Genomic DNA, 26,895 nt, shown 5'->3' with positions numbered 1-26,895 from the left:
GTCAGGGCAGCGTGACCGAGAAGCTGGCGGCACGCGGCGGCATCTTCACAAGGTCTGCGTAGCCAGCCAGGGCCTCCTGGGTGGAGCTGCCGAGGGAAGCGCGCAGGCCCGAATACACGCACAGGGCGAGCACCAGGAACAGGGCGCCGGCCGCCCACGCCGGAGCGCTGCTGCGCAGGCGGTGCGCCACCTGGTCCGGCCGCTCGGCGCGGGGGGCGAAACCCTTGCTCTTGCCCTGGATGTGGGCGATCTCGTCGCCCAGGCGCGCGGTGAGATAGGCCAAGCGGTCCGCCGCATCCAGCGCATACTTGCCCCGGAACCCCAGCAGCAGGCAGAGATGGAAGACCTGCAGCGCCTGAAGCCGCGCCGTGGCCTTGCTGCGCAGGGCGTCGAGCCGGTCGAAGAAGTGCTCGCCCGCCAGGTGATCGCCAAATACCGTGAGCTGCAGCGGCTTGCGTTCCCACGCCTCCCGCAGCGGGGCATCGGAGGACAGGATGATCTCGTCCAGCGCCGCGCACCATGCATACTTGGCAGCCTCGATATCCTCGCCGTGCGCATACAGGGCGCGCGCCTCGCGGTCGAAGCCATCCAGGAACTCCATCACCCTGGCGGCGAACTCGGCCTCGCCCGGAGGCGCCGATCCGTTCTTCAGCAGGAAGAGAAGATGGAAGCCCTGCTGCATCAGGTCCACCAGGGATTGCACGCGCACGCCGCCAGCCGCCGCCGGGGCCGTGCCGAAGAGCGTGGGCGCCGCACGCCGTTCGATGTGGGCGTTCATGCCGCCACCGCCAGCAGTTCGAGGCGCAGGTCGCGGATGCCTGCCGGGACGTACACCGAGATCGACTGCGCCTTCAGCATCTGTTCATAAAGAACGCCGCGCGGTTCGAGCACGAAGTAGCAGGTATCGGGCCGCACCGGAATGGCGGAGGGAACCTGCGGCGCATGGACCAGCCGGACCCCCGGCATGGCGGACAGGACGCACTGCTCCACGTCGTCGGGCGCGCCTGCCTTTACCCGCAGCGGCACCGCCTCCACCAGTTCGAGCAGCGGCATGGCCGCGCCGATCGCGAGATAGAGAGTAGTGCTGCCATCGATCTTGCCGGAATCGAGTTTGCCGAGGTGATAGGAGGGCTTTTCTTCGGTGAGCGCAATGGAGAAGTAGCGGGCGGAGATCACCGTGTCGAGCAGGTCGCGGATAATGGCGTCGAGCTGGGCGAAGGCAGGGCCGGGATCGGCGTGTGCGTAGATCGGCAGGCTGCCCAGCTGGTAGCTGCGGGAATAGGTCATCAGGGAACCCGCCAGCGTCAGCATCGCTTCGAACAGGCGTTCCGGATGCAGGGCGGGATTGCGCAGATGGTGCAGCAGCGTCGCGGCCGCGGCGCTCACCGTGTGCAGAAGCCAGAACGCCGACACGTCGCCTGAGCGGAACTCCACCACATTGCGGCTGGGTTCCCGCATATGGCCCTGCAGGGCGCCAGCCTTGGCCTGCAGGGCTTCGAGCAGCTGCTCGAGCCTGTCCAGCAGCCATGGCGAACTGCCAATCGTGAGGCAGGGCGCGACAAAGGCGGCATCGGCTTCGAATCCGCCCGCCACGGAACGCCTCAGCTTCAACAGCGGCAGGCAGTCGAAGCTGCCGCGCGGTTCGAGAGCGGAGAGCATGCGCGGCGTCTTGCGCAGGTAGCTCAGTTCCGCAGGCAATGCGCCGGTAAACATGTCCGGCGTGTCGGCTTCCTTGCGCGCGTAGCGGCAATTGACCTCTCCCGGATCGGCAGGGAGGTTGACGCCGTCCCTGTTCAGCGAAGGCAGGCCTGCGTAGAAGACCATCTCCTGCACTTCCTGCGGCAGGACGCCGAGGTCGATAGGCGGCGGCAGGGCATCTGCCGATGGCGCGTCGACGATCTCGCCGTCACGGAATACTGCGTTCAGCCTTGTCACCCTGAGCGTGTTGTTGCGCAGTGCCGCGGCGTCCCATTCGGCCTCCAGAACGCCCCAGGGATAGGCGTGCAGCGCGTGCGCGATGCGCTGGAGGCGGGTTTCATGGTAGTAGTCCTGCTGCTGGAAGTGCTGGGGACGCAGAAAAAGGCCTTCGGACCAGAGCACTTTCGACGGTGTCGCCATATCGTTTCCTCACTGGTTAGCACGTTGCCGCGGCGGCGCCTGCGGTCATTCCGCAGCGCTGGAGCCCGAGCGTGATGCCCTGGCGCTCCGCGTCCGCGGCGGAGAAGCTGGCCCGCCACTGGTTCGCCGCAGGCTCCCTGAACAGCGCCACAACGCCGATAAAGGCAGCCTCGCGGCTCACCTTCTCCACAGCCTCGTAGCGCTGTCCCGGCACGAGCTGCACTTCGCGCACGCCGATCAGGTCTGCGCCGAGCAATTCGCGCTCGATGGCCGGGTTCATGAAGCTCTCGAAGGAAGCCCGTTCGAAGGCCGCGCTCTGGCGCAGCTTGTAGATGCGCGCCACAAGGGCCAGCGGCCTGCCTTCGCGGCCAGAGTTGAGCGACAGGGCGGCGTGCAGGCGTATCGGCACACTGCGTGCCGGTCCCTGGCTGTCGTGCAGCATGGCGCCGGCCAGCGGCGCCGCGCCACCGCAGCCTGTCAGCGCGAGAAATGCAAGTGCGAGTACGGTGTGCCGCATGGCCGGGCGCTCCATGGAATCGGGATGTCCATTAGACCCAAGCGTTGACAATGCCTGTTTGCGGCGCCGCAAGCGCCGCCACGCAATTTGTTTCAACGCAACTGCACCGGCCTTCATCCCACCAATAATGGCCTCCACCTATCAGCACGGAGGAGTCAATGAAACGCTCGATCATTCCATGCCTGGCCTGCGCGCTGCTGCTCAGCGCCTGCGCCACGGATGCTCCGCAGTTGCGGGCGGAGCGGCCACCCAGGCCTACGCTCGAATCGCTCATGGCCGAAGCGGAGCGCCACGCCGTGGCCGGGCAGCAGGACAAGGCCTATGCCGCGTTGAAGTCGGCAAGCGCCAGCTACCCGGCGGAAAAGGCGCCCTGGCTGCAGATGGCGCAGATGAAGTTCGAACGCGGCAGCTACGGCGAGGCGATCAGCAACGCGCTCGAGGCGCTGCAGCGCGATCCCGCCGACCGGCAGGGCAACAGCATCGTCGCGGTGAGCGGCCTGCGCCTCTCCACCAAGGCCCTGGCCGACCTCAGTCAGCAGAACAACCTGGGCGGAAGCCTGCGCACCGAGGCCCAGGAGCTGGCGAACCTGCTGCGCGGAGCGCTCGGCGAGGAGGTGCTGGTGCCTGCGTCGGCAACCCGCGCCAAGGCGCCGCCGCCACGCAGGGCAGCGCAGGTGCAGGGAGGCGGCGCTGCGAAGAAATCAGGCTCAGGACAATCCGGCAGCGCCGACCCATTCGGCGCACTCAAATAGGAGCAGGGGATGGCAAACAACGACAGTGTGCAAAAGCGTCTGGCCAAGGTGCGTCCGCCGCGCGTCCAGATGAGCTACGACGTGGAAATCGGGGACGCGATGGAAAGCAAGGAACTGCCTTTCGTTCTTGGCGTGGTGGGCGATTTCGGCGGGAACTCGGACGTGGAGCAGAAGCGGCTCAAGGACCGCAAGTTCGTCAGCATCGACAACAGCAATTTCGATGAAGTGCTGGCTGGCGTTGAGCCGGTGGCGCGCTTCCAGGCGCCGAACCGCCTGAATGGGGAAGGCGAGCTGGCGGTCGAACTGCGCTTCAAGTGCATCGACGACTTCCGCCCGGAATCCGTGGTGCGCCAGGTGGCGCCGCTCAACAGCCTGCTCGATGCGCGCACCAAGCTGGCCGACCTGCGCAACAAGCTGGCCGGAAACGAGAAGCTGGAGGACCTGCTGACGGAAGTCCTGCAGAACACGGACCGGATGAAAGCCATACGCCGCAATGCCGCGGAAGGAGATGCGTGATATGTCGGCACAACTGCAAGCACTCAAGACGGCCCTGCCGGAAACCGATCTGCTGGACGAAATCGTCGAACGCAGCAAGGTGGCGAAGTCCGGCGCGGAGCACGAGCGCGCCCGCGACATCATTGGGGAACTCGTGGACCAGGTCATGCAGGGCAGCGTCACCATTTCGCACAACCTCTCCGCCACCCTGGACCAGCGCATCGCCGAGATAGACCAGCTCATCTCCAGCCAGCTGAGCGCCATCATGCATGCTCCGGCGTTCCAGAAACTGGAGCAGAGCTGGACTGGCCTGTACTACCTGGTGCGCAGCAGCGCCACGAGCGCCACGCTGAAGATTAGGGTGCTCAACGCCACCAAGCGGGAACTGGTGCGCGACTTCCAGAGCGCGCTCGAATTCGACCAGAGCACTATCTTCAGGAAAGTCTACGAGGAGGAGTTCGGCACCTTCGGCGGCGCACCGTACGCCGCGCTGCTGGGCGACTTCGAGATCTCGCGCCAGCCGGAGGACATGTACTTCATCGAGCAGATGTCCCACGTTGCCGCCGCCGCCCATGCGCCCTTCATTACGGCTGCAGCGCCGGAGCTCTTCGGGCTGGAGGGCTTCGGCGATCTTGGCAAGCCGCGCGACCTGGCCAAGGTATTCGACACGGTGGAATATGCGAAATGGAAGGCCTTCCGCGAATCGGAGGACTCGCGCTATGTCGGCCTGACCCTGCCGCGCTTCCTGGGCCGCCTGCCTTTCAATCCGGTGGACGGCACCACCGTCGAAGGCTTCAACTTCGTCGAAGAAGTGGATGGAACGGATCACCAGAAATACCTGTGGTGCAACGCCGCCTACGCTTTCGGCGCGAGGCTGAGCAAGGCCTTCGAGGAATTCGGCTGGTGCGCCGCCATCCGCGGCGTGGAGGGGGGCGGCCTGGTGGACAACCTGCCCACTCACACCTTCAAGACCGACGAGGGCGAGGTGGCGCTCAAATGCCCCACGGAGGTGGCGATCACCGACCGCCGCGAGAAGGAGCTGAGCGACCTGGGATTCATTTCGCTGGTCCACTGCAAGAACACCTCCTACGCAGCCTTCTTCGGCGCACAGTCGGCGCAGAAGCCGCGCCGCTACAGCTCGGAAGCGGCGAACGCCAATGCCGTGCTGTCGTCCCAGCTCCAGTACATCTTCGCCGTGTCGCGCATTGCCCACTACATGAAGGCCATGATGCGCGACAAGGTGGGCAGCTTCAGCGCCGCTTCGAACGTGGAGGATTTCCTGAACCGCTGGCTGATGAAGTACGTGCTGCTGGACGATAACGCCAGCCAGCAGCAGAAGGCGCAGTTCCCCTTGCGCGAGGCGTCGGTCCAGGTGCACGAGGTGGCAGGGCGCCCCGGCGTGTACCGCGCAGTAAGTTTCCTGCGTCCCCATTTTCAGCTCGACGAGCTGACTGTCTCACTCCGACTGGTCGCGGAACTGCCGCAATCGACCAAGCACTGATCTTCCACATTTTCACAGAGGAGCAAACAATGGCAATTGACGTCTACCTGCAGATCGATGGCATCAAGGGCGAGTCGGCAGACGACCGGCACAAGGACTGGATCGAATGCAAATCGGTGAGCTGGTCGGTGGAGCAGCCCCGTTCTGCGACGGCATCCACCAGCGGCGGCCACACGGCGGAGCGCTGCGAGCACCGCGACATCGTCATTTCCAAGCTGGCCGACCTGTCGTCCCCCATCCTGCTGCAAACCTGTTCGGCGGGCCGCACCATTCCCAAGGCGCGTTTTGAATTCATGCGCGCCGATGCGCAAGGCGAGCGGGTGAAGTACTTCGAGATCGAAGTCGAGAATGTGCTGATCAGCGCCGTGTCTCCCGGCGTGGCGGAAGGGGACATCCTGACCGAAGAAGTGGGCTTCAAGTTCTCCAAGGTGCGCTGGCGCTATACCCAGCAGAAAATCTCCGGCGGCGCCGGGGGCAATACTTCCGGCGGCTGGGACCTGGCCGCCAACCGTGTGGCCTGACCGGCCTGTCCCGCGCCGCGGCCGGACCGCGGCGCTTCTTCCCGAGTTCCAACATGGCCTACCTGAGCACAGGCCTGTTCGACCGCCTGCTCGGCGAGCAGGCGAACGGCAGGCAGTTGACGGCGGAGCAGTACAAGGACGCCGTCATGCGCGACCTTGAGGACCTGCTTAACACCCGCGTGGCGATACCTGCCCGGTGTTTTGAAGGCTATCCCCGCTGCGCCGCCTCGCTGCTGAATTATGGGGTGCCCGACTTCGCAGGCCTCAGCATGAGCAGCAGCGAGGACAGGGCTCTCGTCTGCAACACGCTGAGGCTTGCCATCGAGCGCCACGAGCCCCGCCTGCGCTGCGTGCAGGCGAGGGTGGCTGAAATGCCGGGCGCGGTCAACCGCATCCATTTTCTTATCACAGGCGTCCTGCAGGGACAGGGGATCAGCGAGACGGTCGGCTTCAACGCCGTGCTGCAGCCCTCCACCCTGCGCTACTCCATCAAGCGCGGAGCCAAATCATGAGTGCAAACCTGAAGACATTGATCGAAAAGCTCAACGATACCTGCCGTGCCGCTGCGAGCCGGGCGGCGAACCTGTGCATGGCGATGGGGCACCATGAGGTGGAGGTCGAGCATCTCTTCGTGGCGCTGCTGGAGCAGGAACGCAGCGATGTCCCCCTTGTCGCGCGCAGGTGCGGCGTCAGCCTCGAACTGCTGGACAGCGGCCTGCGCGCCGAGCTGCAGAAGCTGAGGGCAGGCAGCAGCCGCGTGCCTGTTTTCTCGCGCCACCTCGCCGCGCTGCTGGAGCATGCCTGGCTGATTGCGTCGCTGAATGGCGGCCAGTTCCGGGTGCGCAGCGGCCACCTGCTTCTGGCTCTGCTCACGGAGCCCGATCTGGCGCAGCTGGCAGAACGCAGCTCCCCGCAGTTCGGCCGCTTCCCGGTGGACGAGCTGAAGCACCGCATGCAGCGTTACACGGAGGGTTCCATCGAGGATTCCTATGTGGAGAATGTCGACAGTCCCGACATGCCCGCGGCCACGCCGGCCCTGGACCAGTACACGACGGACATGACCCGCATGGCGAAAGAGGGGAAGCTCGACCCCGTCATCGGCCGCGACGTGGAGGTCCGCCAGGTCATCGACATCCTGATGCGGCGCAGGCAGAACAATCCGATCCTGACCGGCGAGGCGGGCGTCGGCAAGACGGCCGTGGCGGAAGGGCTGGCCCTTCGCATTGCCGCGGGCGAGGTGCCGGAAGTGCTGCGCAATGTCGCCATTCATGCGCTGGACATGGCCCAGCTGCAGGCGGGAGCCAGCGTCAAAGGTGAATTCGAGCACCGGCTGAAGAACGTTATCGCCGAAGTGGGCCGCAGTGTCCATCCCATCGTGCTCTTCATCGACGAGGCGCACATGCTGATTGGCGCAGGCGGCGCCGCAGGCCAGAACGATGCGGCGAACCTGCTCAAGCCAGCGCTGGCGCGTGGCGAGCTGCGCACCATCGCGGCCACCACCTGGAGCGAGTACAAGAAGTACTTCGAGAAGGATGCCGCGCTGGCGCGGCGCTTCCAGGTGGTGAAGGTGGAGGAGCCGGACGAAACGGCTGCCTGCGCCATGCTGCGTGCCATGGCGCCGCTCATGGAGCGCCATTTCGGCATCCGCGTGCGCGGCGAAGCGATAGGCGAAGCGGTGCGTCTTTCGCGCCGCTACATCAGCGGCCGCCAGCTCCCGGACAAGGCAGTGAGCGTGCTGGATACGGCCTGTGCCCGCGTGGCTCTAGGCCAGACCATGCAGCCCGCGGAACTCGAACGCCTGGCACGGCAGGCCGAGGCGGTCGACGCGGAGCTGGCCATGCGCGAGCGCGATGCTCAGGAAGGCCATGGAGATTCAGGCGTGGCAGCGCAGCTGAGGGAGCAGCTGCAGGAAACGCGGGCGGCCCAGGCGCGGGTGGCCGCAAGATGGCAGCGCGAGAAATCGATGGCCGACGAGATCCGGCGCCTGCGCAGCGCCGGGCCGCCGGGGGAGCTGCTGCCGGACCTGGAAAAGGAGCTGAAGCAGCTGCAGGGCGATTCGCCCCTGGTGCCGCTGGAGGTCGATGGTGCAACCGTCGCGCAGGTGGTCTCCGCGTGGACCGGCATCCCCTTGGGGAAAATGCTGAACGACGATATCGAGGCGGTGCGCCGACTGGAGAACCAGCTGGGAAAGCGCATCAGGGGACAGGCGCATGCGCTGGCGGCCATTGCCCGCAGGGTGCGTACCTCCAGGGCCGGGCTGGAAGACCCCGGAAAACCCAAGGCGGCGTTCCTGTTCGCCGGTCCTTCGGGAGTCGGCAAGACCGCGACGGCACTCGCGCTTGCGGAACTGCTCTATGGGGGAGAACGCAAACTGGTCACCATCAACATGAGCGAGTACCAGGAGGCGCATAGCGTGGCGGGCCTCAAGGGATCGCCGCCCGGCTATGTGGGCTACGGCGAAGGCGGCGTTCTCACTGAAGCGGTGCGCCGCGATCCTTACTGTGTCGTGCTGCTGGATGAAATCGACAAGGCCCATGGCGACGTGACGGCACTGCTGTTCCAGGTGCTGGACAAGGGCGTGCTTGAGGATGGCGAGGGGCAGCCGGTGGACTTCCGCAACGCTATCATCATCGCCACCTGCAATACGGGGTCGGCCGCGGTGATGCAGGCATGCCTGAACAAGCCAGAAAGCGAACAGCCGCTGCCGGAGCAACTGGCGGAAGCGATCCGGCCGCAGCTGGCGAAGCAGTTCCGTCCGGCCTTCCTGGGGCGCCTGCAGGTAATTCCCTACTATCCGGTCAGTGATGGCGTACTCGCCGAAATCGTCGAACTGAAGCTGCAGGCGGTCGCCGACCGCATGCTGGCCGCACACCAGGCTGAGTTTAGCTGGGATGAAGCGCTCGCGGAGGCCGTTCTGGCCCGCTGCACAGAGGTCGATTCCGGCGCGCGCAATGTGGACAATATCGTGGGCGGCAGCCTGCTGCCGGAGCTCGCGGATATCGTGCTCGCGCGCATGGCCGAAGGAGTGCCGGTCTCGAAGATTGCGGCCAGCGCATCGGAAAGCGGCGGTTTCCTTTTTAAGGCGGAATAGGAGGCGGACATGTTCGATATCGAGCGGCTGCTGCTGCCGGTGAGCGTGCAGCAGGAATGCGGCGAGGACCTCGCCTTCAGCAAGGAGATGGACGACATCGCGCGCGCGCGCGAGCATGACGACCCTTCGCTGGACCAGGGCGAGTGGATCGCGGCATTGAAGGAGGCCGACTGGGAGCTGGTAGCAAAGCGCTGCGAGGAACTGATCCAGGCCCGGAGCAAGGACCTCCAGCTTGCCGTCTGGCTCGCCGAGGCTCTCGCGCATACGCGCGGATTCAAAGGCCTGGGCGATGGCTACGCCCTGATCGCGGCCCTCGTCGACCGCTACTGGGACGCGCTGCATCCGCTGGCGGAGGAGGGGGATTGCGAGCGGCGCATCGGAAACCTCTGCTGGCTGGCGAAGCGTTCGCCCGAACTGCTGAAGGCTATTCCTGTCAGCGAGGACGGCGCGATTTCGCTCGCCGATTTCGAAGCGGCCCGCCAGCGTAGCGCCGCCGCGCGTAGCGAATCTGCCACAGACTCCTGGCATGTCGAATCGACATCGGAACTGCCCGACGTTGCGCAGCTCGACGCCCACCGCCGCAGGAATTCGGAGAGTTTCAACCACACGCTGCTTGCCGATGCGCGCCACTGCCTGGAGACCCTGCAGCAACTGGAAGTAGCGGTTGACGCGCGCCTGGGCGCGTCCGGACCCGGTTTCAGTGCGGCGCGTGCGGTGCTGCACGACGCTGTCGACTTCATTGCCATCCTCGCGCCATCGCCAGAAGAAGCCCCGGCGGCACAAGGGGCGGCCGTCGAGCGCACCGCCGCAGAGCAGGGTGCATTGCGTAGCCGCCAACAGGCTTTGGCTCAGCTACGGAGAGTCGCTGACTTCTTCCGTCAGACGGAGCCGCACAGCCCCGTCGCTTATCTGGCTGACAAGGCCGCGAGCTGGGGCGAGATGCCCCTGCATGACTGGCTGCACAGCGTTATCAAGGATCCTGTGCAGGCGGGTGCGCTGGACGAGCTGTTAGGTGTTCGACAAGAGGCGGCACACAGTAGATAACGCGCCACTTGCTTTCTCATCCTGACGAGCTCAGACTGAACTTGCATAAGCGAAGAGATCAGGAGGGAAATCATGAAAAACCTTCGAATTGGCATGCGTTTGGGCCTTGGCTTCGCAGTGGTGCTGGCCCTGCTCGCGGTGCTGACCGCGGCAGGCGTCACGCGGATGCAGAGCGCCAGCCGCATGACCGAAGTCCTTGTCACCGAGCGCGTTCACAACGAACGCCTGATGGCCGAGTGGAACAAGATCATCGAGGTGAATGCGGCGCGCGCCGGGGCCGCCATCCTCGCGGCCGACCCGGCGGAACAGAAGGCCATCGAGGACTCGATGGGGCAATCCTCGAAACGGGCGACTGAAATCCAGGACCTGCTGGGCAAGACGCTTGCGGACGAGCGCTCGCGCCGGGAGCATGCTGCCGTGCTGGATGCACGCAAAGCCTATATCGCGGTCCGCAAGACGGTGCTGAAGGCCAAGCTGGATGGGAATATCGAGGAAAGCCGCCGCCTGTTCCAGGGCGATATGGAAGCGCGCAAGAGTACCTACCTCGCTGCCCTCGCTACGCTGCTGAAAACCCAGCAGGACCTGCTCGACGAGATGGCCACGGATATCCAGAGCAACTATGAAAGTGGCCGCAACATGCTGGTGGCGCTTGGCATCTGCGCGCTGGCGATGGGCGTGCTGTTTGCATGGTGGATTACGCGCACAATCACGCAGCCGATCCATGAAGCTGTGCGGGTGGCTGAAACGGTTTCCGCGGGCGACCTGACGAGCGAGATTCCCGTCGGCGGCAAGGACGAAACGGGCCAGCTCATGTCCGCGCTGAAGAATATGAACAGCAACCTGGTGACCATCGTCGGCCAGGTGCGCAGCGGCACCGACACCATTGCCACTGCTTCCAGCGAGATCGCGGCGGGCAATCTTGACCTCTCCACGCGTACCGAAGAGCAGGCCAGCTCGCTGCAGCAGACGGCATCCTCGATGGAGGAGCTGACGTCGACGGTCCGAATCAACGCGGACAATGCCCGGCAGGCCAAGCACCTCGCGGTGGACGCGGCCGACATTGCGAGCCGTGGCGGCTCGGTGGTGTCCGAGGTGGTGACGACCATGGGCTCCATCAACGAGTCCTCGCGCAAGATCGTGGATATCATCTCCGTCATCGACGGTATCGCCTTCCAGACCAATATCCTGGCGCTGAATGCCGCTGTGGAGGCGGCGCGCGCGGGCGAGCAGGGGCGCGGCTTTGCCGTCGTCGCTTCCGAAGTGCGCAATCTTGCGCAACGCTCGGCGAGCGCTGCGAAGGAAATCAAGGCCCTCATCGACGACTCCGTGCAGAAGGTGGAGGCGGGCAGCACGCTGGTGGACAGGGCGGGCAGCACCATGGGCGAAATCGTCCAGGCCATCAGCCGCGTCACCGAGATCATGACCCAGATCGCGGATGCCAGCGAAGAGCAGCAGATGGGCATCGAGCAGGTGAACCTGGCGATTACGCAGATGGACGAAGTCACGCAGCAGAACGCGGCACTGGTGGAGGAAGCGGCTGCCGCCGCCGCCTCGATGCAGGACCAGTCGGCGCGGCTGGCGGAGGCGGTAAGCCTGTTCCGCCTGGACGTCGCGCAGATCGCATCCGGCGCCGGCCGCGCACCGCGCGCACGGCCCATGCTGCGCAGCGTGCCGAAAACGCGCCAGCAGGAAGCGCTGGAAGAATTCTGAGGCGGGGCTACAATGCGGGCATGACTTCGCAACGTCCCGCCTGCGCCACCTGCCTGCGCGCGCAAAGCGCCTGTATCTGCTCCCTGGTGCAGCCGGTCTCCAGCCGCGCCAGGGTGCTGGTTCTCCAGCATCCGCTTGAAGTGGCGAATGCCAAGAACAGCGCGCGCCTGCTGCATCTCTGCCTTCCGAACAGCGAGCTGCATGTGGGCGAGCGCTTCGAAGACGCCGGACTGGCGGCCATGCTGGATGGCCGCAGGGCCGTTCTTCTCTATCCCGATATTGCCGGAGTGGCAGCGCCGCCAGCGCTGGATGAGGCGTGGCTTTCCGTCGCCGAATCCATTCTGCTGGTCGTGCTGGACGCCACGTGGCGCAAGAGCCGCAAGATGCTGTACCTGAACCCGCGCCTGCAGGCCTTGCCGCGCCTGGCGCTGCGCGAGATTGGCGAATCCCGCTACGCAATACGCAAGGCGCATGCGCCAGGCCAGCTTTCGACCATGGAAGCAGCCGCCCATGCGCTGGCGCAGCTGGAAGGAGAAGGTTTCTCGCCGCTGCTCGGAGCCTTCGAAGGTTTCGTGAAGCTGCAGCAGGCGCTGGCCGCGCAGGGCGCCGCCCTGCGCGCCGCGGCGGTCAGCGAATCAGCTTGAGGCCAGGAGGCAGCGCGTCGCCCAGCATGCGCTGCTCGCTGGCCTGATCCAGCTGGCCCGCTTCGCGCACCATGGCGGCCCAGGACGGCGGAGCGCTCGCAGCGGATAGTTTTGCGATCACGCTTTCGCGCAGGGCGCCGCCGATATCGCGCGAACGGTCGCCCGTCATGCGCGCAAGGTGGGCGGCTGCGAAACCGGCGGGTTCGATCTTGCGCCAGTCCAGCTGCAGCAGCTCGCCGAGCCAGCGCTCCACCGCTGCGATGGGCGCCACTTCGTGCGCGCTGCCATGGAAGGGCTGGCGAGCACCGACGCGGCCCAGTGCCCACAGGTATCGTGCGTACGCGCCGGCCGCTTTTGCCGCGTCGCGCGCTGGGCGCTTCGGAATGCCGAGGATCTGCTGCAGCATCCAGTCCCCGATCTCGGCCTTGTAAGCGGAAGGAATGCGCTCCAGGGATGCGCCGAGCCGCAGCATGTCCTCTTCGCTGCCGTTGACGAGCGTGACGGGCCTGCGGCCGCGTTCCTGCGCATCCGCCTGCAGGTTGAAGGCAAAGTCGTCCAGCAGGCGAAGCTGCGCCTCCGTCCCCAGCCCGCCCGATACGCGCCGCCACAGCGTCCACCATTCCGCGCAGACCTGGCTGTCCTTGTGATACTGCACGCCGGTCTCGAACAATGCCCACAGCTGGCCGATGCGCCAGTCGTCGAGCGCTGCGCCAAAACCCGGGCGCAGGCAGTAGCCCGCAAGGTTCAGCCACACCCGCTCATGCTCGGCGGATCGGCGGCGGCCTTTCGCCCGCTGCATCAGTGCATCGAACAGGTGGCGCAGGAGCGGGGTGGCCCAGCGTTCGCGGCTGCCGAGCAGCTGCTCGAGCTGGGCGCGCAGCTGGCGCACCTCTTTTGGATCGACCTGCTGCGCGCGCGTTCCAAAGACGCGCTCGATCTTTTCCACCGCGTCGTCGAAGCGCGGCGGCGCAGTCTCTTCTTGCGCCTCTTCTTCGTCTGCGCCGCGCAGCTGGAATTCGAGCAGCCAGCGCTGCGCCTCGGCCACGCAGTGAATTTCCAGGGTGCCCACCTCGCTCAGGCTTGCCGCAAGCTGCACGGGGATTTCCTTGAGGGCGTTTGCATTGCCTTCTTCGCGCAGCACCATGGCCACGGGCGGCAGGCGCACGTAATCGGCCGGATCGAGCTCCAGCAGGTCGCCCGCGGCTGGAGGGAGGCCCTCGTCGGCCGTGGAAGACAGGAGATGGAACCGCACCGGGCGTCCCACGCGCAGCGCAAAGCTGCGCCCATCCAGCCGCAGTTCGCGCCCGGGCGCGGTTCCGCGTGGAAGAATGCAAACGGCGCGGCGCTTGATGCCCGGCGGCTTTTCCGTGTCCAGCAGCAGGAAGTAGCTGCGCGGCGATCCGCCGGCAATGGCAGGCGCAAGCCCGCCCCGCGCGAGCGAGTAAGCGACGGCGCCGCGCGCCACCGCCACGTCGGGACTCTCGTTGTGCAGGATGCGCAGCGGCGTGCCGCGCCAGCCGGCGAGCGTATCGGCGAGCCTTTGGGCGAGGGCCGCGGCGTGGAAGACGCCGCCGTTCAGGAGCAGCGTATCCGGCACCGGCAGACGGCCGTCATCGCCGACACCCAGCGCGGCACGCGAGGCGGCGGCGTGCTGGCGCAGGAAAGCCGCCAGGTGCCGCGTGATGGCGGGATCGCTCGCGTAGGGAAGGCCGAATTCCACGATGGCCGCTCGTGCACGCTGCGGCTGCTGCTGTTCGGGGTTCAGGGGGAAGAACCCCTCCGTCACGATCTGCTGCACTTCCTCGCGCGACAGTGTGGCGGAGCGGCTGCCGCCGATCAGGCGCGAGCCCGCGCCCAGAAGGGTGACGGTAAGCTGGTCCGGCGCATCCGCCGCCAGCAGCTGCTCCTTGGCCGAGCGGCAGCGTTCGATAAGCTGCGCCAGCCTGCCTGCGGACAGCCTGCCGCCTTCCGGCGTGCCGAGGCGCGATTCGGCCAGCCGCGCGAGGGCAAGGTCCATATTGTCGCCGCCGAGGATCAGGTGATTGCCGACGCCGATGCGCGTGAGCACCGGTTCGCCGTGTTCCAGCTCCACCTTCACGAGGCTGAAGTCGGTGGTGCCGCCGCCCACGTCGGCGACGAGCACCAGGCGGCTGTCCGCCAGTTCCGCGGCCAGGGAGTCGCGATGCCTCAGCAGCCAGTCGTAGAGGGCGGCCTGAGGTTCTTCCAGCAGCCGCAGTTGCGGCAGGCCTGCCATGCGCGCCGCTTCGAGCGTCAGCGCGCGCGCTCCTTCGTCGAAGGAGGCGGGAACGGTAAGCACGATCTCCTGCTGTTCCAGCGGGAAGGAGGGAAAGCGGGCATTCCATGCCGAGCGCAGATAGGCGAGGTAGCTTGCGCTGGCGGCGACGGGAGAGATTTTGGGGACACCTTCATCCGCCCCCCAGGGCAGGATGGGCGCCGTGCGGTCCACGCCCGGATGCGACAGCCAGCTCTTGGCGCTCGCCACCATGCGCCCGGGCGACTGCGCACCCAGCTTGCGCGCGAGGCTGCCGATCACGGCATGCGGCATCCCGGCGGGATCGCCGGGCGGCCAGGGGAGCTGCAGCTCCGCTGCGGCCAGTTCGCCCTCCGCGGGATGGTAGCGGGAGGAGGGCAGCAGCGTGAACGGGCTGACTTCACCCGGTGCGCTGAGCTGCTCGATCTCCATCAGCTGGACCGCATCGCCGCCGGGCGCAAGCCAGGCGAGCACCGTGTTCGTGGTGCCCAGGTCGATGCCGACGAGGTAGCGCTTCATGCTCCTTCGGCGTTGCGCACGTCGAATTCCACTTTCCAGCGCTGGCCGCCGCTGGCCACGGCCAGCAGCTCCAGCGTTCCGGCTTCGGTGGCGCGCGCATGCAGGCGCACCTGCACCACCTCGCCCGGCTGCCGGCCTTCCGGCGACAGCGTGGCCTGGATCTCGTTCATCTCCGTCAGCTCATCGCCGCTCCAGGAGTCGAGCACCTGGCCGATCTGGTCCTGGCGCCGTACGGAGGAGCCGAAGAAGCGGAAGTGCACGGGTTCGCCCACCACCAGGCCGAATTCCTGGCCGGGCAGTTCCAATTCGCTGCCTTCTTCCATGCCGAATGGAGCAACGCACAGTGCCTCGATGGGAGGGGCCATGCCCGGAATCGCAGGCATGGCGGATTCCACTCCCACGTAGTAGGAGCGGGCGGTGCCGCCGCGGATGCGCACCCCGGCGCCGCGCCGCACATAGCTGTAATAGGCCGCGCCGCGCGCCACCGCCAGATCGAGGTCGGCCCCGGCCAGCATGCGCGCAGGCGGCGTGCCTTCGGTGGCGAGCCAGCCGTTCAGCGTGTCCATCACGCGCTGCGACAGCAGCTGCGACTTGAACACGCCGCCGTTGAACAGCACTGCGCTTGGATGCAGGAAGCTGTGTGCGGGGTTCGGCGTGAAACCCGGCAGCTCGCCCGTAGCACCCACCTGGCGCGCCAGGAAGGCGGCGAGGTGGCGCGTGATCGCCGCGTCCTGCGCATAGGGCAGGCCAAGCTGTGTCAGGCCCGCGCGGGCGCGCACGGCGGGGCGGGCGGAAGAATCCACCTGGGGGAAGAACCCATCGGTGATGAAGGCCGAGACCTCCGCGCGCGTCAGCTCGGTGCGGATCGAACCGCCGATCAGCTTCGAGCCGCGGCTCGGGATCACGATGGGGCAGCTCTCGGCGCTGGCATCGGCCAGCAGTTGTTCCTTGGCGCTGCGGCAGCCGTAGGTGAGGGCGCGCATCTGCCAGGCATCGAGCTGGGTGCTGTTGGCGGCCAGCTTGCGCGATACCAGGTGGGCCAGCGCCAGGTCCATATTGTCGCCGCCCAGCAGGATATGGTCGCCCACGGCCACGCGGTGCGGCTCCAGCTTGCCGTCGCGCTCGGCGATGGCGATGAGCGAGAAGTCGCTCGTGCCGCCACCGACGTCCACCACCAGAATGATGTCGCCCGGCTTCACGTCCTTGCGCCAGCGGCCTTCGCTGCCCTGGATCCAGCTGTAGAGCGCCGCCTGCGGCTCCTCCAGCAGGGTCAGGCCCTGATAGCCCGCCGCCAGCGCGGCTTCCGCCGTGAGCTCGCGCGCGCCCGGATCGAAGGAGGCGGGGATGGTCACCGTGACGGACTGCTGCGCGAAAGGCGCTTCGGGATGCGCGGCATCCCACGCGCGGCGCAGGTGCTCGAGGTAGCGGGCCGACGCCGCCAGCGGAGATACGCGCGGCACCTCGTCCGGCGCATCGCTGGGGAGGATGGCCGCGCGGCGGTCCACGCCGGGGTGGCACAGCCAGCTTTTGGCGCTGGACACAAGGCGGATAGGCGTGGTGGCGCCACGGCTGCGCGCCATCTCGCCCACCGCCGAATTTTCGCTCGCGCTCCAGGGCAGGGCGAGGTCGCCCGGCGCCAATTCGTCCGCATGCGGCAGATAGAGGAAGGATGGCAGGAGCGGCAGTTCTTCGACAGTGCCCGGCGCCGTCAACTGCGGCACGGGCAGCACTTTCTGTACGGTGTTCTCGCCTTCGCTGCCGCCAAGGTCCACGTACGACAGCGCGCTGTGCGTGGTGCCAAGGTCGATGCCGATGGCGTAGCGCGGCTCGCTCACAGTTCCACCTCGGCGGGAGCGAGGACCTTTGCATCATGCGTCTCGGCCAGCTTGGGCAGGCGCACGCTGCTCGCGCGCCAGCCGCGGTGGCTCAGGGACCCGGTGAACGGCGCCTTGCCGACCACGTTCCCGGTCAGGCGTACGGAGGCCGCGTCGAAGCCTTCCGGCAGGATGATGCGGCTGCCCTCCGCTTCGCTGCGCACCGGCTCGATGGTGAAATGCTCGCGCAGCACCTTCGCGCAGCCTTCATGCACGACGCGCGCGGCGGCGCCGATGTCAGCATCCGAATAGGCGCCCAGGTTCTCCTGAGTGAAATCGATCAGGCGCGCTTCGCGCTGGAACAGGCTCAGAAGCTGGAGCGCGGCATCGGGCGTGGCTTCGCGCAGCGGGGCGGGCGCTGGCGCAGGCGCTGGGGCGGGCGCTGGCACAGGTGCGGCGGCGGGCTGCTGGATGCGGGCGGCGAATTCGGCATCGCCCAGGGTCTTGAAAAAGGCGCCAAAGGCGAGGGGAATCCTGCTCCAGAAGGATGGCAGAGTGGTCGTTTTGCTCATGTTATTGCTCTTGATTGGGGGAAGGGATCGGCTGCGCTGTCGGACGGCGCCGGGATCGGAATCCGGAGAATTGCGAATCATACCAGCTAGCGCCAGCACCGGGCACGCGCCCCGCTTGCAGCGCGGGGAGAGTGGGCATAAAATACTGTATATATATCCAGTATTCCGGAGCTTCGCATGCAGGACCAAGAATTCGAAGGGCAGGTGATGTTGCCGCCCAAGCCGCTCAATGCACAGAAGGGGCGCGGCGCCGTCTCCAATCTGCAGGGGCGCTACGAGGTGCATGAGCGCGAAGACTACGACGATGGCTGGGAGCGTGAGGAAGAAGCGCCCCGCATCTTCCGCACGCACGTTACCGAAGAGATGGCGCGCACGATCCTGAGCCGCAACCAGTCGCCGGACATTCCTTTCGGCGTGTCGCTCAACCCCTACCGCGGCTGCGAGCATGGCTGCATCTACTGCTTCGCCCGGCCCACGCACAGCTACCTGGGTCTCTCGCCCGGACTGGATTTCGAGAGCAAGCTGTATGCGAAGGTCAATGCGCCCGAGCTGCTGCGCGGTGAGCTGGCAAAGGCGGGCTACAAGCCCGAGCCCATTGCGCTCGGCGTGAATACGGACGCCTACCAGCCCTGTGAGCGCGACTACAAGCTTACCCGGCGGGTGCTGGAAGTGCTGCAGGAATGCGACCATCCGGTCGGCCTGATCACCAAGTCTTCGCTCATCGAGCGCGACCTGGACATTCTTGCACCCATGGCGGCAAAGCGGCTGGCAGCGGCTTCCGTCACCCTGACCACGCTCGACCCGGCTATCGCGCGCACGCTGGAACCCCGTGCCGCGGCGCCGTCGCGCCGCTTGCGCACCATCCGCACGCTGACCGATGCTGGCATTCCTGTTGGCGTGAGCATTGCCCCCATCATTCCCTTCGTGACGGAGCCGGACATCGAACGCGTGATGGAAGCGGCCTTTGAGGCAGGCGCCATCATGGCGAGCTACGTGGTGCTGCGCCTGCCCTGGGAAGTGAGCCCCCTGTTCAAGGAATGGCTGGAAGCGCACTTCCCCGACCGTGCGGCCCGCGTGATGAACCGCGTGCGCGACATGCGCGGCGGGAAGGACTACGACGCCACCTTCGGCAGCCGCATGCACGGCGAGGGCGTATGGGCGGACCTGATACGCCAGCGCGTGGACAAGTCCGTGCAGCGCCTGGGCATGCACGGCCGCGGCCTGCGCTTCAAGCAACTGGACTGCACCATCTTCAAACGTCCCGTCGTGGTGCCGCCCCGCGCCGCCAAAACCCGCGCTTCTTCCTCCGGCCAGCTCGATCTCTTCTAGGCCTGGCCGAAAGCCTGGCGGTACTGGGCTGGTGTGAGGGACGTCAGCTCCTTGAACATGCGGCGCATGCCCGAATCGCTGCTGAAGCCCAGCTCTGCGCTGATGCTGCTGGCGGGCAGGGAGGTGTGGATCAGGCGTTCGCTGACCTGGTTCAGTTTCAGGCAACGCACATAGCTGGCCACCGGCTGGCCGGTTGCGGCAGCGACCTTGCGGGCCAGCGTCCGCTCGGTGGTATTCAGTTCCTGCGCCAGCCGCTTCAGCGTGAGGTCCGACGCGGGCAGCCGCTCGGCAACGGCGTGCAGCTGGCGCAGCAGCCGGTTCGGCTGTTCGATCAGGTTCATGGTGCGGAAGGCGTGATGCCTGCGTTCCGGCCGCGGCAGCACCATCAGCTTCGCCAGTTCGCGGTAAGCGTCTGCATTCAGGCGTTTTTCGATGGCCGCCTGCGCAATCGGCAGATAACCGTTCACGCCCGATGCAGAGGCGTTCCGCTCGTGCCACACATCCGTGCTCTCGGTTTGCCAGCGCACCTTCGGAAAGCGCAGGCGCGCGAGATCCGCCAGCCACCACGTCACGGTAGCAGCCTGTCCGTTCATGCGTCCGGTAGCCGCGGCGATGCAGACGCCTGTGCAGTAGCTCCAGATGCCCACGGCCCTCGGCAGCTCCGCCAGCGCGCGGATCAAAGCGCTGTTCTGTGCCACCGCCACCTCCACCTGGCGCGTGGACTCGCCCCAGAATCCCGGAACCAGCACGGCGTCCGGCGCCGCCTCGCGGATCGCACTGGCCGCGCGCAGAGCCTGGCCATGGGCGCATTCCACAAGGCCTTCCTGCAAACCCGCAAAGACCGGTTCGAACACCGGCTTGCCGGACCGCCGGTTTGCGGCATGCAGCAGATCGGCGAAGGCGAACAGCCCGGCCGGCATGCAGCCGGGATAGAGCAGGAGTGCGACGCGGAAGGGTTTCGATGCCATGGCCGGAAATGGATGATTTATGTCGTATATGGCCATTCTAGACGCGAAGCAGGATGGGCACAATGTGCTCATCCATGAAAGGAAAACAGCCATGAAAATCACTCAGCTACGCAACGCCACCGCCATCATCAGCATTGGCGCCATGCGCATCCTTGTCGATCCCATGCTGGCCCCCAAGGGCGCGCTGCCGCCATTGCGGCTGCTGGGGGAACGGGTACGCAACCCGCTGGTCGAACTGCCGCCGTCGGCCGAGACCGAGCTGGAGACCGTCACGCACTGCCTCATCACCCACTGCCAGAAAGGCCACTTCGACCACCTGGACCGCGCCGCCAAGCGCTGGCTGCGCGAGAAGCAGATTCCCGTCATCTGCACGCCGCACGATGCGCAGCACCTGCGCCAGCGCGGCCTGAACGTGCAGCCGCTGCCGGAGCACCATGCGGCGCCGCAGCCCTTCTTCGGCGGAACGATCAGGACGGTGCGCTGCACGCACGGGCGGGGCATGGTGGGCCTGCTGATGGAGCACGGGGTGGGCTATTTCATCGAAATGCCGGGGGAACCAAGCCTCTACCTCTCCGGCGACACCATCCTGACCGATACCGTGCGCAGTTTCATCGCGCATCACCAGCCCGATGTGGCGGTGATTCCTGCAGGCGGCGCGAAGTTCGACCTGGGCCACGAAATCATCATGGACGCGGAGGAGGTACTGGAGTTTTGCCGCGGTTTCGGCGGCATTACGGTGGCGAACCACCTGGAAGCGCTCGGGCATTGCCCGGTGACGCGCGCGCAGCTTGCATCGGCCGCGCGGCATGCGGGCCTTGGCAGCCGCCTGCTGATCCCCGCGGACGGCGAAACCCTGGAGTTCAGCGCGGTACAGGCTGCCGCTTAAGGGCGCAGCCGCGCGAGATGGCGCTCAATGGCGAATACATGTTCGTCGTGATGGCCCATCGCGCGCAGCGCCTCCGCAAGCTGCAGCAGGTATTCCGCATTCGGCCCGCTGGGTCCAGCCGCCTGCGCGATGTGGGCGGCAATCTCCTCTTCGCTCGCCGCGCCGAGGAAGGCGGCGTTATCTTCTTTTGCGATATAGACCAGGCCTTCTTCGCTGCCCCCGCCGTCGAAGTGGATGTCGATGGCCAGGCGCAGGTAGCCGTTCTTCTCGCGATGGTCCAGGTGCGCGAACTCCTCTGGCGTTACCAGATAGGCCATGCCGTGGCAGACGGCTCCGGGCTGGGGCACGATGGTGGCCACGCGCCCCGGCGCTTCGGGTGTTCCGCGATGGTCGTGCGAGCCTTGCCAGAAGCGTCGCGTCCAGCCCTCGATGCTGGCGGGGCGGCGTTCGATGAAGGGGAAATCCGCCTTGTAGATCAGCGAACCGTAGCCGAACAGCCACACGCTGTGGTGGCCGTCGAATTTGTCCATCGCCCGGTTGATCTCGATGGTGTTGTGGGACATGCGCTGCGATCCTGCAAAAAACTGTGATTATAGGGTTCCTTGCGCTTTCACGAATCCGCCCAGGAAGTCGATGAAGCTTTGCGCGGCGGGAGAGGGCGAGCGCGACGTCTTGGTGTAGACGAAGAACTTGCGCGTCAGCTCCGGCGCCGCAAGCGGACGCATTTCGAGTCCGTAGCGTTTCACCATCGGCTCCGCATACGGCAGGCAGGCCGTCACTCCGAGTCCCGCGCTCACCATGGCCAGCGCCGTCGTCATGAAGGTCACCTCGTTCTGGGGATTGAGCGGCTGGCGCATTTCGCGCAGCAGGCGCTCTGTGAACTGGCCCTGCAGGGCGATGAAGGGATGGTCGTTCATGTCCGCCCAGCGCACGCTCTTCTTCGCCGCCAGCGCATGGCCTGGCGGGAAAACGGCCACGAAGGGCATTTCGAAGAGCAGCGCCGCGTCGATCTCGGCCAGCGCATCGCGCTCCGGCCCGATGCCCACGTCCACTTCGCCGCTGAACACGCGGCCCGCCACATTGTCCACCGGGCAGTCCACGAGCCGCAGCTGCACCTTTGGCCAGACGGCGCGGTAGGCCGCCATGGCTTCCGGCAGCAGGGTGCAGGACAGCATTTGCGGCGCGGCGATGCGCACGGTGCCCTTGTTGAGCGCCTTGCGGCTGGCGATATCGGCCATGGCGCCGTCCAGGTCCTGCAGCATCTTGTCGAACAGGGGATAGAGCTCGCGGCCCACTTCGGAGAGCTGCACCCGCCGCGTATTGCGCTCCAGGACCTTCACGCCCAGCAGCTGTTCCAGCTCCTTCACCTGGCCGCTGAGCGCCGACTGCGTGAGGTGCAGCAGCTCGGCCGCGAGGGTGAAACTGCCGGTACGGGCCACTGCCACGAGGGCGCGCATCTGGCGGACGGTTGGACTCATCTGGAAAATCGATAAATGACGATAAAAATATCGTTTGTATGATAGCTGATTCGGGAGTCTAATGACGGGATCAAGGAGACCCGCCATGAAAATCAAGCAGATCCACCATGTGGCCTACCGCTGCAAGGACGCCAAGGAAACCGTCGACTGGTACGTGAAGCACCTGAACATGGACTTCGTGCTGGCCATCGCAGAAAATGAAGTGCCGTCCACCAAAGCCCCCGACCCTTACATGCACGTCTTCCTCGACGCGGGCCAAGGCAACATCCTCGCCTTCTTCGAACTGCCGACGCAGAAGCCGATGGGCCGCGACGAGAACACCCCCGCCTGGGTGCAGCACCTGGCGCTGGAAGTGGCTTCGATGGACGAGCTGCTGGCCGCGAAGGAGCGCCTGGTCGCCGCGGGCATCGACGTGATCGGTCCCGTGAACCACACCATCTTCAAGTCCATCTACTTCTTCGACCCGAACGGCCACCGCCTGGAACTGGCCGCCAACACGGGCACGCCGGAAATGATGCAGAAGCTGGACGATGTGAAATGGGCCATGCTCGAAGAATGGTCGAAGACGAAAAAGGCGCCTGCGCATGCCGCCTGGATGCACGCGCCGCAGCCGGAGGGACAGGCATGAAACTCGCAACACTGAAGAATGGAAAACGCGACGGCCAGCTGGTTGTCGTCAGCCGCGACCTGCGCAGCTGCGCTCCCGCACAGCATATCGCGCCGACCCTGCAGGCGGCGCTGGACAGCTGGGAAGAGGTGAAGCCCCAGCTCGAGCAGCTCTACGCGCAGCTCAACGACGGCGCCGCGCGCGACGTGCAGCCCTTCGACGAGACGCGCTGCCACTCGCCGCTGCCGCGCGCCTACCAATGGGCGGACGGTTCGGCCTATATCAACCACGTGGAGCTGGTGCGCAAGGCGCGCAACGCCGAAGTGCCTGCGTCCTTCTATACCGATCCCCTGATGTACCAGGGCGGTTCGGACAGCTTCGTCGGTCCGCGCGACCCGGTGTATGCGCTGAGCGAGGAGTGGGGCATCGACCTGGAGGCGGAAGTGGCGGTGGTGACGGGCGATGTGCCGATGGGCGCGACCGAAACGCAGGCTGCGAAGGCCATCCGCCTCGTCATGCTGGTGAACGACGTATCGCTGCGCAACCTGATTCCGAACGAACTGGCCAAGGGCTTCGGCTTCTTCCAGTCCAAACCCGCGAGCGCGTTCTCGCCGGTAGCGGTGACCCCGGACGAGCTGGGCGCCCACTGGCGGGACAACAAGCTGCGCCTGCCCCTGCTGGTGCACCTGAACGGCCAGCCCTTCGGCAAGCCGAATGCGGGCGAGGACATGACCTTCAGCTTCGCCCAGCTGGTGGCGCACGCCGCGAAGACGCGCGAACTGGCGGCCGGCAGCATCATCGGCTCGGGCACCGTATCGAACAAGCAAGGCAGCCTGCACGGTTCCAGCATCGCCAATGGCGGCGTGGGCTACTGCTGCCTGGCCGAAGTGCGGATGTATGAAACCATCGAGGGCGGCGCGCCGAAAACGGGCTTCCTCAAGTTCGGCGACACGGTGCGCATCGAGATGCAGGACCCGCACGGCGCCAGCATTTTCGGCGCCATCGACCAGACGGTGCGCGACTACCGGGACCGCGCATGAAGCTCTATACCTATTTCCGCAGCTCCGCCGCCTACCGCGTGCGCATTGCCCTGAACCTGAAAGGCCTGGCTTACGAGTCCGTTCCGGTGCACCTGCTGCGCAACGGTGGCGAGCAGCTGGGCGAGGCCTACCGCGCGGTCAACCCTTCCGCCCTGGTGCCTGCGCTGGAAGACGATGGCGCGGTGCTGACCCAGTCAATGGCGATTATCGAATACCTGGACGAGATGCACCCCACCATGCCCCTGCTGCCGCAGGACGCGCTGGGCCGCGCCCGCGTCCGGGCGCTGTCCCTGACGGTGGCCTGCGACACCCACCCGCTGGGCAACCTGCGCGTGCTGAAGCACCTGAAAGGCCATATGGGCCTTTCGGAAGAGGCCAAGATGGATTGGTATCGCCATTGGATGAACGAAGGCATGGCGGCACTGGAAGCGCAGCTGGCGCGGGACGGTGCAACGGGCCGCTTCTGCCACGGCGATACGCCCACCATGGCGGACTGCTTCCTGGTGCCGCAGGTGTTCAACGCCCAGCGCTTCGAGATCGGCCTGGCGCCATATCCCACGATTGCCGCCATTCACGAGCACTGCGCGCAGCTGCCTGCCTTCCGCCAGGCCCACCCTTCGCAGCAGCCGGACGCGGAATAGTCAGCCCGGCGCGCCAGCCGGAACGGGCGCGGAGAACTCCGCGTCCGTGAAGGGCACCACCCTGTTGCGGCCCTGTTTCTTGGCGCGGTACAGCGCCTTGTCCGAGCGCACCAGCAGGGAAGAGGGCGTGTCCGCCGAACCGTTGGCCAGGGCGGAGGCCACGCCCACGCTCAGCGTGAGCGCCACCTGGGCGCCGGATTCCCCCTCGATGCGCAGCGCGCAGGCCGTTTCGCGCAGGCGTTCGGCCGCCAGCACGGCCACGTCCAGATCCGTTTCCGGCATCAGCACCACGAATTCCTCGCCGCCGAAACGGGCCACCATGTCGATGGCGCGCAGCGATTCGGTCAGCATTTTCGACACCGCCATGATGGCCTTGTCGCCCACCTCGTGGCCGAAGGTATCGTTGATGCGCTTGAAGTAGTCGATATCCACCATGAGCAGCGAGAGCGGATGGCCGAAGCGGCGCGCGCGTTCCAGTTCGCTCGCAATCTGCGCCGTCATCTTGCGCCGGTTGGCGATGCCGGTGAGCGGATCGGTGGTGGCCAGCTGTTCCAGCTTGGTATTGGCCATCAGCAGTTCCAGGGTGCGCTGGAGCACGCGGTCTTCCAGGTTGTTGCGCTCCGCATCCAGGTCGGCCAGCATGCGGCGGCGGTCGCGCAGCGCGACGACGAGTGCCGTGATCAGCACCGCCTCGATCACGATGGCGGAGATGCCCGCGATGATCTGCCAGCGATAGCGGTCCCACACGTTTTCCGGACGGTTGAGAATGACCGCCTGGTGCGGCAGGTTGTTCAGGCCGAAGCGGCGCACGCTGGGGTAGTCGAAGTAGTAGCCCTGCACATCGACCGCGGTGGCGGGCAGGCCAAGCAGGATGCGGCCGATCACGCGGCCCACCGCCTCGCCGCTCACCGCATAGCCGCCCACGACGCCGGGTACGATCAGCGACTGCGTATTGGTGAAGATGGGCGCCGTGCTGGCGGAGGCGAGCTGGCGCGCCAGTTCGGTGGGGTTCATGGTGGCGCCGCTGCCGTCGCTGCGCGTCGTGAGCAGGAAGATGGCGCTGCTGCGGTCCAGGCCTGCGGCGCGGCGCAGGAGATCTTCGTAGGTCTGCTGGTCCCAGTACTCGAATGCCAGCTGGGAGAACTGCGGCGCCACATTGCGGATCTGGCCGATCCATTTCTGCGCGCGGGCGGACTGGTCGCCCACAACGACCACGCGGCGCACTTCGGGCATCGTCAGCGGAATCGTGCCTACGGCGCGGGAGAAATCGGATTCCACTTCGAGGCCCGCGCCGTCCGCGGGCTCCCAGCCGCTGCGGCCGTGGTTGACGTAGTAGCGCGCGGCGCCGGGGAACAGTTCGGGATGGGCGCTGAGGAAACCTGCGGCCACATAGTTCTCGGCGATGATGGCGTCGAAGCGCACCCTCGCGTACTTGGTGCGCAGATAGGGCGCCATGCTGTCCAGCGCCTGCGCTTCGCCGACGCGCACTGCGTCGAAGCGTTCTTCATAGATGCCTGGCGTGATGCCGGCATTGGCGCCTCCGAGCTCGTGCTGCAGTCCCTTGTGCACCAGCGTTTGCCAGCGCGAGGAGCTGTCCGAGCCCAGCGAATAGAGGATCAGGACCTGGCGCCGCGGATGCGCGGTCTCGGCGCGCGCCACCCCTGCCAGCCCGTACAGCAGCAGGCCGAAGGCCGCGAGGCAATAGAAGAGTGAGCGCGCGCGCGCAGTCGTCAGGAACATGGCAGGAAAAGGACAGGCAGTGGAATTTGCCGAGCGGAAAAGTGTACCACGCTCTATTTACCGGTTTGCAATCTTGGTGGCAATTCTGCAACAAAGTCCTGGGACAAGGGCGCGCCGCGACGGAAGGCCCGGTTTGACAGGGAAGTGCGCCCGAACCATACTCGCAGGTTTACCGTTGCCCCCACCGACGACCGTCCAATGCTGCATCCGCCTGCTTTTCCTATCCGTAAGGAATGCCCGCCCGGCGCCTGCGTCTGCGAGCGCGAGCGTCTGCTGGACGATCCGGCGGCGGACCGGCGCGTGCTGCGCCTGACGAAGGAAGAGGAGAAGCGCCTGATCGAACGCATCGAGGCCATCGGCAGCTATGCCGAACTGCTGCGGATCGGGGAGCGCCTGCGCGAACAGCTGGGAATTTCCCTGACCATTGCGCCCGGCCCGAACGAGGTGCGCACGGTGCGCGGCTTCCACATCGAGGTAAGAGAGATGCCGGGACTGTGCCGCAAGACCCGGCAGGCCATTCCGGCCGCCATCAGGCGTTGTCTTGAAAGCAATCCCGAGATCGCCTTCACCATCCTGAATTCCCACGACCTGCTGGGCTGACCGGGCTTTTTGCTGCCCCGCGTCAAAAAAAGGGCT

25 protein-coding genes are annotated in these 26,895 nt (G+C 66.3%); 15 read left to right on the top strand and 10 right to left on the bottom strand.

Features of this window, described 5'->3' with window-relative positions; genetic code table 11:
- Position 1 precedes the first annotated feature (1 nt).
- From icmH to tssJ, 3 genes are read right to left on the bottom strand one after another with little or no spacing between them, the layout of a single operon-like run.
- Complete coding sequence (gene icmH / locus LSQ66_RS13595; RefSeq protein WP_231765738.1) at positions 2-778, bottom strand: type IVB secretion system protein IcmH/DotU; 777 nt, start codon at positions 776-778, stop codon at positions 2-4.
- On the bottom strand, positions 775-2,118 hold the full coding sequence (gene tssK / locus LSQ66_RS13590; RefSeq protein ID WP_231765737.1) for a type VI secretion system baseplate subunit TssK: 1,344 nt from the start codon (positions 2,116-2,118) through the stop codon (positions 775-777). The genes icmH and tssK overlap by 4 nt, the downstream gene beginning before the upstream one ends.
- A 16-nt stretch (positions 2,119-2,134) precedes the next feature.
- Entirely contained in the window at positions 2,135-2,635 is a 501-nt protein-coding gene (gene tssJ, locus LSQ66_RS13585) for a type VI secretion system lipoprotein TssJ (RefSeq protein WP_231765736.1), read from the bottom strand.
- Between the two features lie 158 nt (positions 2,636-2,793).
- Between tssJ and LSQ66_RS13580 the strand changes: the two genes are divergently transcribed.
- The 9 genes from LSQ66_RS13580 (at position 2,794) to LSQ66_RS13540 (ending at position 12,393) form a co-directional block, all read left to right on the top strand.
- Positions 2,794-3,387, top strand: a complete 594-nt coding sequence (locus tag LSQ66_RS13580; protein WP_231765735.1) for a tetratricopeptide repeat protein — start codon at positions 2,794-2,796, stop codon at positions 3,385-3,387.
- 9 nt (positions 3,388-3,396) lie between these two features.
- Positions 3,397-3,903, top strand: coding sequence for a type VI secretion system contractile sheath small subunit (tssB, locus tag LSQ66_RS13575; protein ID WP_231765734.1), 507 nt, complete (start codon positions 3,397-3,399; stop codon positions 3,901-3,903).
- Position 3,904: 1 nt separating this feature from the next.
- The gene (gene tssC / locus LSQ66_RS13570) at positions 3,905-5,383 is read left to right on the top strand and encodes a type VI secretion system contractile sheath large subunit (RefSeq protein WP_231765733.1); all 1,479 of its coding nucleotides are present in this window, start codon (positions 3,905-3,907) and stop codon (positions 5,381-5,383) included.
- 29 nt (positions 5,384-5,412) lie between these two features.
- Complete coding sequence (locus LSQ66_RS13565) at positions 5,413-5,904, top strand: Hcp family type VI secretion system effector (protein WP_231765732.1); 492 nt, start codon at positions 5,413-5,415, stop codon at positions 5,902-5,904.
- 53 nt (positions 5,905-5,957) lie between these two features.
- A complete protein-coding gene (tssE, locus tag LSQ66_RS13560; RefSeq protein WP_231765731.1) occupies positions 5,958-6,416 on the top strand; it encodes a type VI secretion system baseplate subunit TssE in 459 nt (152 codons plus the stop codon).
- The gene (gene tssH / locus LSQ66_RS13555; RefSeq protein WP_231765730.1) at positions 6,413-8,995 is read left to right on the top strand and encodes a type VI secretion system ATPase TssH; all 2,583 of its coding nucleotides are present in this window, start codon (positions 6,413-6,415) and stop codon (positions 8,993-8,995) included. Before tssE ends, tssH begins: the two co-directional genes overlap by 4 nt.
- 9 nt (positions 8,996-9,004) lie before the next feature.
- Positions 9,005-10,039: a type VI secretion system protein TssA gene (gene tssA, locus LSQ66_RS13550; RefSeq protein WP_231765729.1), complete on the top strand. Its 1,035-nt coding sequence runs from the start codon at positions 9,005-9,007 to the stop codon at positions 10,037-10,039.
- A 72-nt stretch (positions 10,040-10,111) separates the two neighbouring features.
- Positions 10,112-11,749, top strand: coding sequence for a methyl-accepting chemotaxis protein (locus tag LSQ66_RS13545; RefSeq protein ID WP_231765728.1), 1,638 nt, complete (start codon positions 10,112-10,114; stop codon positions 11,747-11,749).
- A 20-nt stretch (positions 11,750-11,769) separates the two neighbouring features.
- Positions 11,770-12,393 (top strand): tRNA-uridine aminocarboxypropyltransferase, encoded by a 624-nt coding sequence (locus LSQ66_RS13540; protein WP_231765727.1) that lies wholly within the window; start codon positions 11,770-11,772, stop codon positions 12,391-12,393.
- On the opposite strand, the gene LSQ66_RS13535 is transcribed toward LSQ66_RS13540, so the two are convergent.
- From LSQ66_RS13535 to LSQ66_RS13525, 3 genes are read right to left on the bottom strand one after another with little or no spacing between them, the layout of a single operon-like run.
- Positions 12,377-15,184, bottom strand: a complete 2,808-nt coding sequence (locus LSQ66_RS13535) for an Hsp70 family protein (RefSeq protein ID WP_231765726.1) — start codon at positions 15,182-15,184, stop codon at positions 12,377-12,379. The two genes, LSQ66_RS13540 and LSQ66_RS13535, sit on opposite strands and share 17 nt — an antisense overlap.
- Positions 15,181-17,019, bottom strand: a complete 1,839-nt coding sequence (locus tag LSQ66_RS13530) for an Hsp70 family protein (RefSeq protein ID WP_231765725.1) — start codon at positions 17,017-17,019, stop codon at positions 15,181-15,183. The genes LSQ66_RS13535 and LSQ66_RS13530 overlap by 4 nt, the downstream gene beginning before the upstream one ends.
- Positions 17,016-17,570: a DUF2760 domain-containing protein gene (locus LSQ66_RS13525; RefSeq protein ID WP_231765724.1), complete on the bottom strand. Its 555-nt coding sequence runs from the start codon at positions 17,568-17,570 to the stop codon at positions 17,016-17,018. The genes LSQ66_RS13530 and LSQ66_RS13525 overlap by 4 nt, the downstream gene beginning before the upstream one ends.
- Before the next feature lie 177 nt (positions 17,571-17,747).
- On the opposite strand from LSQ66_RS13525, the gene LSQ66_RS13520 reads away from it, so the two are divergent.
- Positions 17,748-18,899 carry a PA0069 family radical SAM protein gene (locus LSQ66_RS13520; protein WP_231765723.1) on the top strand — a complete coding sequence of 384 codons (1,152 nt, stop codon included), beginning with the start codon at positions 17,748-17,750 and terminating at the stop codon, positions 18,897-18,899.
- Here the strand turns inward: LSQ66_RS13520 and LSQ66_RS13515 are convergent.
- Complete coding sequence (locus LSQ66_RS13515; protein WP_231765722.1) at positions 18,896-19,867, bottom strand: GlxA family transcriptional regulator; 972 nt, start codon at positions 19,865-19,867, stop codon at positions 18,896-18,898. The genes LSQ66_RS13520 and LSQ66_RS13515 overlap by 4 nt on opposite strands.
- Before the next feature lie 91 nt (positions 19,868-19,958).
- On the opposite strand from LSQ66_RS13515, the gene LSQ66_RS13510 reads away from it, so the two are divergent.
- Positions 19,959-20,753, top strand: a complete 795-nt coding sequence (locus LSQ66_RS13510; RefSeq protein WP_231765721.1) for an MBL fold metallo-hydrolase — start codon at positions 19,959-19,961, stop codon at positions 20,751-20,753.
- Here the strand turns inward: LSQ66_RS13510 and LSQ66_RS13505 are convergent.
- Positions 20,750-21,316 carry a gamma-glutamylcyclotransferase gene (locus tag LSQ66_RS13505; RefSeq protein ID WP_231765720.1) on the bottom strand — a complete coding sequence of 189 codons (567 nt, stop codon included), beginning with the start codon at positions 21,314-21,316 and terminating at the stop codon, positions 20,750-20,752. The genes LSQ66_RS13510 and LSQ66_RS13505 overlap by 4 nt on opposite strands.
- Positions 21,317-21,343: 27 nt before the next feature.
- Positions 21,344-22,231 (bottom strand): LysR family transcriptional regulator, encoded by an 888-nt coding sequence (locus LSQ66_RS13500; RefSeq protein ID WP_231765719.1) that lies wholly within the window; start codon positions 22,229-22,231, stop codon positions 21,344-21,346.
- An 85-nt stretch (positions 22,232-22,316) separates the two neighbouring features.
- On the opposite strand from LSQ66_RS13500, the gene LSQ66_RS13495 reads away from it, so the two are divergent.
- The 3 genes from LSQ66_RS13495 to maiA are packed head-to-tail and all read left to right on the top strand — an operon-like array spanning position 22,317 to position 24,519.
- Positions 22,317-22,859: a VOC family protein gene (locus LSQ66_RS13495; protein ID WP_231765718.1), complete on the top strand. Its 543-nt coding sequence runs from the start codon at positions 22,317-22,319 to the stop codon at positions 22,857-22,859.
- A complete protein-coding gene (locus LSQ66_RS13490) occupies positions 22,856-23,878 on the top strand; it encodes a fumarylacetoacetate hydrolase family protein (protein ID WP_231765717.1) in 1,023 nt (340 codons plus the stop codon). The genes LSQ66_RS13495 and LSQ66_RS13490 overlap by 4 nt, the downstream gene beginning before the upstream one ends.
- Complete coding sequence (gene maiA / locus LSQ66_RS13485) at positions 23,875-24,519, top strand: maleylacetoacetate isomerase (RefSeq protein ID WP_231765716.1); 645 nt, start codon at positions 23,875-23,877, stop codon at positions 24,517-24,519. Before LSQ66_RS13490 ends, maiA begins: the two co-directional genes overlap by 4 nt.
- Here maiA and LSQ66_RS13480 read toward each other — a convergent pair whose 3' ends face one another.
- Entirely contained in the window at positions 24,520-26,259 is a 1,740-nt protein-coding gene (locus LSQ66_RS13480) for a GGDEF domain-containing protein (RefSeq protein WP_231765715.1), read from the bottom strand.
- Between the two features lie 198 nt (positions 26,260-26,457).
- On the opposite strand from LSQ66_RS13480, the gene LSQ66_RS13475 reads away from it, so the two are divergent.
- Entirely contained in the window at positions 26,458-26,859 is a 402-nt protein-coding gene (locus LSQ66_RS13475; protein ID WP_231765714.1) for a hypothetical protein, read from the top strand.
- Positions 26,860-26,895 lie beyond the last annotated feature (36 nt).

This window comes from Massilia endophytica (genome assembly GCF_021165955.1).
Taxonomy (GTDB): Bacteria; Pseudomonadota; Gammaproteobacteria; order Burkholderiales; family Burkholderiaceae_D; genus Rugamonas; species Rugamonas endophytica.
Note: the sequence above shows the minus strand (reverse complement) of the source record. Positions and strands in the feature narration are given on the sequence as shown.